5 protein-coding genes are annotated in these 4011 nt (G+C 61.3%); 2 read left to right on the forward strand and 3 right to left on the reverse strand.

The window, feature by feature from the left end:
- Positions 1–107: 107 nt before the first annotated feature.
- Both ACE04F_RS23800 and ACE04F_RS23805 read right to left on the reverse strand, forming a co-directional pair.
- Entirely contained in the window at positions 108–1337 is a 1230-nt protein-coding gene (locus ACE04F_RS23800) for a winged helix-turn-helix domain-containing protein (RefSeq protein ID WP_486110169.1), read from the reverse strand.
- Positions 1338–1401: 64 nt separating this feature from the next.
- Complete coding sequence (locus ACE04F_RS23805; protein WP_305499769.1) at positions 1402–1623, reverse strand: DUF1127 domain-containing protein; 222 nt, start codon at positions 1621–1623, stop codon at positions 1402–1404.
- 97 nt (positions 1624–1720) lie between these two features.
- Between ACE04F_RS23805 and ACE04F_RS23810 the strand changes: the two genes are divergently transcribed.
- Positions 1721–2575, forward strand: coding sequence for a LysR substrate-binding domain-containing protein (locus ACE04F_RS23810; protein ID WP_420764840.1), 855 nt, complete (start codon positions 1721–1723; stop codon positions 2573–2575).
- On the opposite strand, the gene ACE04F_RS23815 is transcribed toward ACE04F_RS23810, so the two are convergent.
- A complete protein-coding gene (locus tag ACE04F_RS23815) occupies positions 2565–3314 on the reverse strand; it encodes a sulfite exporter TauE/SafE family protein (RefSeq protein ID WP_486110170.1) in 750 nt (249 codons plus the stop codon). The genes ACE04F_RS23810 and ACE04F_RS23815 overlap by 11 nt on opposite strands.
- A 146-nt stretch (positions 3315–3460) precedes the next feature.
- Here ACE04F_RS23815 and ACE04F_RS23820 point away from each other — a divergent pair, with 146 nt between their 5' ends.
- Positions 3461–3922 carry a MarR family winged helix-turn-helix transcriptional regulator gene (locus ACE04F_RS23820; RefSeq protein ID WP_486110171.1) on the forward strand — a complete coding sequence of 154 codons (462 nt, stop codon included), beginning with the start codon at positions 3461–3463 and terminating at the stop codon, positions 3920–3922.
- The last annotated feature ends 89 nt before the right edge of the window (positions 3923–4011 follow it).

Below are 4011 nucleotides of genomic sequence, written 5' to 3' on the forward strand. Positions count from 1 at the left end.
ATCGCTTCGCGAGCAGGCTCGCTCCCACAGGTGACTGGCTGCGGACACAAAAGCCGTGGTCACCATAAGTACCGTGTGGGAGCGAGCCTGCTCGCGAAGGGGCCAGCTCAGCCACCATCAACCCGCGCCAACGCCACCGCCAACCGCACCCCACCCTCCCGCTCGCAATTGAGCTGCACCCGCTCCAGCCCCAACCAGTCAGCCATGCGCCGCAGGTTCATCGCCAGCGCTTGCATGCCCTCCTCGTCCAGCCGCGGATCCTCCTCGTGCACCGCATGCACGGCCAGCCGCCCGAAGGCCCGCTCCGCCCGTAGATCGACCCGCGCCGCAATCCGTTCATTGTGCAAAAACGGCAAGACGTAATAGCCATACACGCGCTTGTGCACCGGCGTATAGATTTCCAGGCGATAGCGGAAGTCGAACAACCGCTCGGTGCGGCTGCGCTCCCAGACCAGCGAGTCGAACGGTGACAGCAAGGCACTGGCAGCGACCTTGCGGGGGATTTTCACGGTGGGTTGGCACCAGGCCGACTGCTTCCAGCCCTGCACCTGGCATCGCAACAACTCACCCGCCTCCTCCAACTCGGCCAATCGAGCGCGGGTGTCGGCCGGGTCGAGGCGGAAGTAATCGCGCAGGTCTTTCTCGGTAGCAACGCCCAAGGCCTGCGCGGCGTGCGACAGCAACGCGCGTTGGGCTTGTGCTTCGTCCGGCTGCGGTTGGCGCAGGATCGACTCGGGCAGCACCCGCTCAGGCAGATCATAGAGCCGCTCGAACCCCCGTCGCCCGGCTACGGTGACCTCGCCAGCAGCGAACAGCCACTCCAGCGCATGTTTCTCGGCGCTCCAGTCCCACCAGGGCCCGGCCTTCTCCTGCCGCGTGGACAAGCTGCCGGCGCCAAGCGCGCCCTGCTCTCGAACGGCCTGGAGGACCCGGTGAATCACGTCCTGCTGCTCACGACCAAAGCGCGCCAGCTGCTGGTAGATGCCTTCGCCACGGGCCGCCCGCGCCATGCGCCAACGCACCAGCGGATACATCGCGACCGGCAACAACGAAGCTTCATGCCCCCAATATTCAAACAACGTACGGCGGCGCCCCTGGCTCCAGGCTGCCTGATCGAGCAAGTCGCGATTGTAGTGACCAAGGCGGGAGAACAGCGGGAGGTAATGCGAGCGCACCAGCGCATTGACTGAATCGATCTGCACGACGCCGAGGCGCTCGATCAGACGGTTGATTCGCGCGGGTTGCACCGAAGCTGGCGATGGGCGCCCATCGAATCCCTGGGCGGCCAACGCCAGGCGTCGGGCCTGTTTGAGGGTAAAGGACACAGTCGCGGGCATGGAGATCTCCTTGTCTGCTCGCAACCTACCTCACCATTAAGCGGTTTGTGTAGGGAAGGATGGCTCATTTGTGCATCGGGTCATCCCAGAATGGCCGAACCACTTCCTTTTCCACATCGGCACGGCTGACACCGATGTCCTTGAGCGCCTCATCGCTCATCGAGGCAAGCAGTTCCCGCTCGTGGTGCAATTCGTACCAGCGGCTAAACTTGTGCAACAGCGCGCTGAGCGAGAAACCGTGGGATGAAAACTTATCGATCAGCAAATAACCTTTTTGACCTTTCATCGTGATGTCCTCCGTTGGGGATGGCTCTAGTCTCGCGCCAGGGATAAGATCAATCCAACGAATGTTTCTTATGCAATACATCTCGGAGATTGATCAATTGTCGAGTTACCCGAGCATCGATACGGAAGTGCTGCGGACCTTCGTCGCCATCGCCGACCAGGGTGGTTTCACCCGCGCCGGGGAGCTGGTGAACCGTACGCAATCGGCCGTCAGCATGCAGATGAAACGCCTGGAAGAGGACGTCTTGCAGCGCCGCCTGTTCGAGCGCGACGGGCGGCAGGTCAAGCTCACCGCCGAGGGCCAGGTGCTGCTGGGTTATGCCCGGCGGATCCTCAAGCTGCACAGCGAAGTGTTCAACACGCTGCGTGAACCGCACATGGTCGGCACGGTGCGCATCGGCACGCCGGACGATTATGTGATGCGTTTTTTGCCGGGAATCCTGCAGCGCTTCGCCCAGTTCTATCCACTGATCGAAATCGAGGTGCATTGCGAATCGTCCAAGCAACTGCTGCTGCGCCAGGATCTCGACCTGTCCATCGTCACTCGCAAACCAGGCGACGAGATCGGCCAGTTGCTGCGCAAGGAGCGTTTTGTCTGGGCCGAGGCGGCCTGCTTCAACACCCATGAACAAACGCCGCTGCCACTGGCGATGTTCAACAGTGATTGCTTCTGCCGGCAATGGGCCTGTAACGCACTGGATGCCATGGGGCGCGATTATCGCGTGGCGTACAACAGCTCGAGCCTGTCGGCGATCATGGCGGTGGTTGGCGCGGGCCTGGCGATCACCGCGCAGCTGGAGAGCCTGTTGACCCCGGACATGCGCGTCCTCGGCGAAGCCGAGAACCTGCCGGAGCTGCCCGAGGCCAGCATCATGTTGATCCGCAACCTGCACAATCCGTCGCCGATCACCGAGTGCCTGGCCGAACACATCGTCGAAGGTTTCAAACTTTAAACAAGAGCAACACCGCGCACAGCACCAGGAAACCGCAGAACAGTCCGCGCAGCAATCGTTCCGGCATGGCGTGAGCAACCTTCACGCCCCAGCTGATGCTCATCAGTCCACCAACCGCCAGCGGCAACCCGATCCACCAGTCCACCTCATGGTGCAACGCATAGGTGGCGAGGGTCACGCCCGTGCTGGGCAATGCCAGCGCCAGGGACAACCCTTGGGCGACGACCTGGGAAGTGCCAAACACGCTGGTGAGTATTGGCGTGGCGACAACCGCCCCGCCTACGCCAAACAGACCGCCCATGGAACCCGATGCCGCCCCCAGCACGGCGAGCCAAGGCCAGCCGTGGCGCATCCGCGCCGAAGCCGGCGCCGTCGCGGCGAACATCCGGATCAGGTTGTAGGCCGCCAGGACCACCAGGAACACCACAAAACCAATCCGCATGCTTTGCGCGTCAATCCCTACGGCCCAGATGGAACCAAGCCATGCAAAGCAGAACCCCATGGATGCCAACGGCAGAACATGGCGCATTTCGATACGATTACGCTGGTGATAACGCCACAGGGCGAGCATCACGTTGGGTACAACCATGACCAATGCCGTACCTTGGGCGATATGCTGATCCAGGCCAAACCATACACCCAGCACTGGAATCGCGATCAACCCGCCACCAATGCCGAACAATCCCCCCAAAGTGCCCAGCGCGGCGCCTAACAGCAGATACAGCACGACCTCGATCACAGACGATTCTCCCTTTACCAGGGCGTCTATCCTACCCAGTTGGCGATCCACAGGGAACGTAACGGCTGCTCACTCCGTCAGAATTATCTTGTGCATTAAAGGTTTGACCACTAGATTCGTACCGATCATTGATGAAAGGTTTTGCCATGACTACCCAACAAGACACCTCCGATCCTTGCGCAGCTCTGCTGCTGGAAAACCAGGTCTGTTTCGCCCTGCACTCAACCTCACTGTTGATGACCAAGGTCTACAAGCCTCTGCTCCAGGCGTTGGGCCTGACCTATCCGCAGTACCTGGCGATGATGGTGTTGTGGGAGCAAGACGGGCTGACCGTCGGCGAAATCAGTAACCGCCTGCTCACCGACCCTGGCTCGCTGACCCCGCTGCTCAAGCGCCTGGAGGCTGAAGGCCTGTTGAGTCGCACCCGCAGCCGCGAAGATGAACGCGTGGTGATTGTCGAGCTCACCGAACAAGGCCGCGCCTTGCAGAAAAAGGCTCTCGACATCCCCCAATGCATCCTCGCCGCCAGCGGCCAGACGCTAGAGCAACTGAAAAAACTGCAACATGACCTGCAGGAGCTGCGCGGCCATCTACAGGACAGCCTCTGATTTTCTGACGCAGCCAATCCTGTGGGAGCGAGCCTGCTCGCGAAGGCGCGACATCTCCAGCATCGCCGCCAACTGAACCACCACTTTCG

The sequence above is a fragment of the Pseudomonas sp. AGC41 genome (assembly GCF_057334555.1).

What these genes read in the sequence shown, in the direction of transcription:
- ACE04F_RS23800 (WP_486110169.1), bottom strand. Translation starts at nt 1,337, where the DNA reads ATGCCCGCGACTGTGTCCTTTACCCTCAAACAGGCCCGACGCCTGGCG.
- ACE04F_RS23805 (WP_305499769.1), bottom strand. Translation starts at nt 1,623, where the DNA reads ATGAAAGGTCAAAAAGGTTATTTGCTGATCGATAAGTTTTCATCCCAC.
- ACE04F_RS23820 (WP_486110171.1), top strand. Translation starts at nt 3,461, where the DNA reads ATGACTACCCAACAAGACACCTCCGATCCTTGCGCAGCTCTGCTGCTG.